Consider the following 4,254-nt stretch of genomic DNA (forward strand, 5'->3'; position numbering starts at 1 on the left):
CTTCGTACCAGTCGGCTCGTCCGCCTTCGACTTCGGAGCATTCGGCTCGTCCGCCTTCGGCTTCGGCGCACCGGTCGAGGGAGCCGCCTTAGAGGTCGAGGTTCGCCGGGCCGTACATCTGCCGCTTGATCGTCTTGATGCGGTTGATCTGGCCCTCGGCCGGACCTGAACTCCAAGGTTGGGTGAGGGCGGCGACGACGGCGTCGCGGTCGCTGACAAGACCGGTGGCGAAGCCGCGGATTTCGGGGTAGCCGGCGTGGCGGGCGCGGTCGATCCAGGCGTCGAGGTGCTGCCCGGTGCCTTGGTGGCGGACCAGGGCGGCGAACCCGCGGGCGAGGCTGGCGATGGTGTCGAGGTCCGGGCAGCGGCGGCGGGCGTCGGCGAGATTGGCGTGGTCGTCGTCGGTGAGTTTGTGGCCGGGGCGCATGATCCAGGCGGTGATCCGCCGGGCCGGGGGCACCCGGACTGCGGTCGCAGGGGCAGGTCGGGTGCGGTTGGTGGTGAGCCAGTCGCGCAGCACCCGCAAGCTGCCGTGGTAGCCGCGGGCCAGGATCTCGGCGTGCAGGTCAGCGGTCTGGTGGATGCCGTCGGTGAGGCGTTGCCGTAGGTAGGAGTGGAATGGGGCGAGGACGCTGGGTCGGCTGCTGGCGTTCGGGCCGATCAACGCCTCAGCGGTGGCGGCGTGGGCGTACTTGCGGGCGGTTCTGAGGTTCATGTCGAGGCGGCGGGCGGTTGCTTTGATCGACAGTCCTTCGGCTCGTAGGGCGTGCACGGCGGCGTGACGTTGGCGGGTGTTCGTCGCCCGACGTCCCGCTGCGACGGGCTCGTCGGCCGGTGCGGCCGGGGCAGATGGTGGTTCGGTGTGGGTGCGTAGGCATCGGCGGTGCCCGCGGATGACTTTCTCGATGGTGTCGCTGAGGTTCTTCAGCAGGTGCCACCGGTCGGCGACCTGGATCGCGTCAGGTGCTCCTTTGCGGGCGCCGTCGGCATAGCTGCCGCCTCGATCGCGGCAGATGATCTGAACGCCGGGATGGTCGCGCAGCCAGGCGGCGAGGGTGTCGGCGGTGCGGTCGGGCAGCACGTCGATCGGTCGGCGGGTGTGCATGTCGAGCAGCACGGTCGCGTAGCGGTGGCCCCGACGGCGGGCGACGTCGTCCACGCCGAGCACCGTCGGTGTCACCGGCGGCGGGTCGGGCATTCGGCGGATCATCCGGATCAATGTCGAGCGCGACACCGATGCCGCTAACCGATGCGCCAGGCGGCTGCCCGGTCGACCGCCCAGCGCCGCCGCGACGGCTTCCAGGTCACCCGCGGCCACGACGGTGTGACGGGCATGCCGCCGCGTCAGCCCGGGCACCTGCTCGACGAACGTCCGCCGCCCGCATTCGGTGTTGGCGCAGGTGAATCGGCGGACCGTCAACGCGACCAGCACCTCATGACCACCCAACCTGACATCGGCCAGCCGCCGCACATAGCGGCCATGCACAGTGGTCGACCAGCTGCTGCAGGTGCCACACCGCGCCCGCACCGTCTGCGTCGCCGCGGTGATCCTGACCCCGACGCCCCCGGACCACCACCACCTCCAACCGCAGGCCCGTCAGGTGCGGCAGCAACGCCGAAATGATCTCCATCCCGGCACCCAACCCGAACTACGACGAGCGCGACTCACAAAATGTGTGCCAGAGCCAGTTCCAATCCGCCGTTGACAGACCCTCGCGGACGTGCCGGTCGATGCCCGGCCGGTGGTGGTGCGGGTGCGGGTACGTCGTCTGGTGTGTCCGACTCAGGGCTGTCGTCGAACGTTCCGGGAGCAGCTTCCCGGGGTTCTACATCGCTACCAGCGCCGCACATCCCGGCTGATCTCCCAGGTCGGTGTCGGCCGCCTGAAAACTGACCCTGTGGTTCCGGGCGGGTTCCAGGGCGGATTCGAGCAGTCGTCGCAACGGTGACGATCGTCAGGGTGCCAGAGCGGTATGGAAGACGTCGGCTGGGGTACGCCAGTTGAGGGTCTTGCGGGGCCGGTTGTTGAGGCGTTGCTCAACGGCGCGGAGGTCGGCCGCGGTGTGCTGCGATAGGTCCGTGCGCTTGGGGAAGTACTGGCGCAGTAGGCCATTGGTGTTCTCGTTCGTGCCACGCTGCCATGGGCGGCCGGGATGGGCGAAGAACACCCCGTCCCGCAGCAGCGGTGCAATCTGCTGGTGGTGGGCCATCTCCGCGCCCTGATCCCAGGTCAGAGTGAGGCGCGCGGCCTCGGGAAGTCCCGCCAGTACGGTGAGGAGTGCGTCGCGGACGGATTCGGCGGTGCGGTCGACGGGCAGGTGCACCAGCCGCAGGTATCGACTGGTGCGGTCGACCAGGGTAGCGATGGCGGACTGGCTCTGCCGACCGACGATGAGGTCTTCCTCCCAGTCACCGATCCGGGTGCGGTGCGTGGCGGCAGCCGGCCGATGCTCGATCAACAGTGCGGGATCCACGAAGCGGCAGCGGCGCTGATCGGCCCGACGACGCCGCTTCCTCAGCGGCCAGCCAGTGCGAAGTCGGCGAGTAGCCGGCCTCCCCCCACGCGCTGAGCCCGCTGCCGGGCCCGCGCGTGCGCCAGATCGCCGTCATAGACGCCCTAGTCATGCGGATGGGTGTTATGGCGCAACTCCCGACTCACTGTCGATGGTGCCCGGCCCAACTGCTCAGCGATCGCCCTAATCGTCAGGCCCTGCCTACGCAGGGTGGCGATCCGTTGCCGTTCCAACAGCGACAGGTATCTGCCGGACCAGACGCCCCTCAGCCAATCGGGCCGGCGGCACACCACCACTCTCGGCGCGCCACCGATAGCCGGTCTTGCGACCGATCCCCACAATGCGGCAAGCCTCGAACGTACCCATGCCTGACCGCAGCAGCCGCCAGTACTCCGTCTCCAGCTCGAGCTGAAACGGCACGCCATCGAAACCCGGTTCAGTCAGGGCATAGACGACGCCCCAACAAGGCGCAACAGCAACCTCAGTCTACCGCGGACGCTTTCCTCGTTCTTTGCAAATGTCATGCCAATAACTTTGACGGCAACCGTGACGGCGCCCCCATGCCCGACGGGAACCTTCAGTACACTAAGTTTCGTTCGAATGCTCCATGGAGTGACACCAAGGCACTGACTGACGCCTCCCACGCTCGCATGGGAGGCATGGGAGGATGCGTCAAAGCCGTTGTCAAAGTTTCAGACGAAGCGACTCTGCAAAGATATTTGACCGCCCCGCATAAACGTCACTAATTCGCGACTCAATATGAACATCATCCCAGATTGCTTCCGCCTCAAGTCCGACACAATCGCTAGGAGCTGCGGTAACTCTGCGCTTTATCGGTTCGATAATTTTGCAGTCAGCCTTATTGACAGGGCTCTGCCAAAAAAAGCGAGGTATTGGATACAAATTTTCAACCGGCAGGTGCCGAATCGGCTTACCCCATCCACCAGCGGAATAGGCTGCCCTGGATACGAGAACTACAAATATCGGCGACTCGCTCGCATCCCCGTTCTCATCGAAGCTTACTCCTTTAGCATAGAAGGCCATATAGGGGAAGTGGGAAAGCATCACGCCGTAAGCATGATCATCAGTACCCACAGGCACCCTGAACAGCGCCCCGGGCGAGAACTTGACTGGCAAAGCCATGGCCCCCTTCGAGTAAACCGACCCTTGCGTGGGCCCAACCTTTCGTTGAGCCCACGCAAGAATCACTACTATAGCAGACCAAAAACGCGCCTAGCGGCATGCATGTATATCGGACGCCGCGGTTCATCATCCTTGATTCCACGGATAGCATTGCCAGACGTGCCGCCAGCGGACTGTGCGCCACCGAAGTGATCTATGAGGTTCTGTTCACGACCTCGCATTGCCTGATAAGCCAGGTCCCCGTGTCGCTGAGCAACAGGCAATACACCTTCCATGAACTGGTCCAGCACAGCAGGACCGAAGCCCTGGCTACTCATGTGGTGACGCTGATCGCGTGCGGCGACGATATCTTGCGGAGCGCCGTAGCCTCGCGTTCGCCCAGAATATACCGCGCCGGTGATCGGATTGGTCTTCGTGTACGTAACGTACTTGAGACCGGTACCCCCGTCGCAGTTGTGTACGAGGACTGGCGTGTTGCCGGCCACCACATAGTACGTGTGGACGCCGTCAACCGTGAGGTTGTGGACTCGTTCCTGGCGAACAGTCTTGGTGATCGCGGTGATCTGGACCCAGGTACCGGCCGCGGTCTGCAGCCACA

2 protein-coding genes and 3 pseudogenes are annotated in these 4,254 nt (G+C 65.1%); 1 reads left to right on the top strand and 4 read right to left on the bottom strand.

Features of this window, described 5'->3' with window-relative positions; all coding sequences use genetic code 11:
- Positions 1-88: 88 nt before the first annotated feature.
- The gene (locus tag H0524_RS25430; protein WP_309225102.1) at positions 89-1,528 is read right to left on the bottom strand and encodes an ISL3 family transposase; all 1,440 of its coding nucleotides are present in this window, start codon (positions 1,526-1,528) and stop codon (positions 89-91) included.
- A 178-nt stretch (positions 1,529-1,706) separates the two neighbouring features.
- Here H0524_RS25430 and H0524_RS25615 point away from each other — a divergent pair.
- Positions 1,707-1,871, top strand: a pseudogene (locus H0524_RS25615) (ISL3 family transposase); the annotation flags it as partial.
- An 84-nt stretch (positions 1,872-1,955) separates the two neighbouring features.
- Here the strand turns inward: H0524_RS25615 and H0524_RS13765 are convergent.
- From H0524_RS13765 to H0524_RS24310, 3 genes and pseudogenes are all read right to left on the bottom strand, one after another.
- Positions 1,956-2,782, bottom strand: a pseudogene (locus H0524_RS13765) (IS30 family transposase).
- Between the two features lie 415 nt (positions 2,783-3,197).
- The gene (locus tag H0524_RS13770; RefSeq protein ID WP_180198995.1) at positions 3,198-3,608 is read right to left on the bottom strand and encodes a hypothetical protein; all 411 of its coding nucleotides are present in this window, start codon (positions 3,606-3,608) and stop codon (positions 3,198-3,200) included.
- Positions 3,609-3,724: 116 nt separating this feature from the next.
- Positions 3,725-4,254 (bottom strand): annotated as a pseudogene (locus H0524_RS24310) (hypothetical protein); the annotation flags it as partial.

Origin of the sequence: Salinispora sp. H7-4, from assembly GCF_013416675.1 — a bacterium.
Lineage (GTDB): Bacteria > Actinomycetota > Actinomycetes > Mycobacteriales > Micromonosporaceae > Micromonospora > Micromonospora vitiensis.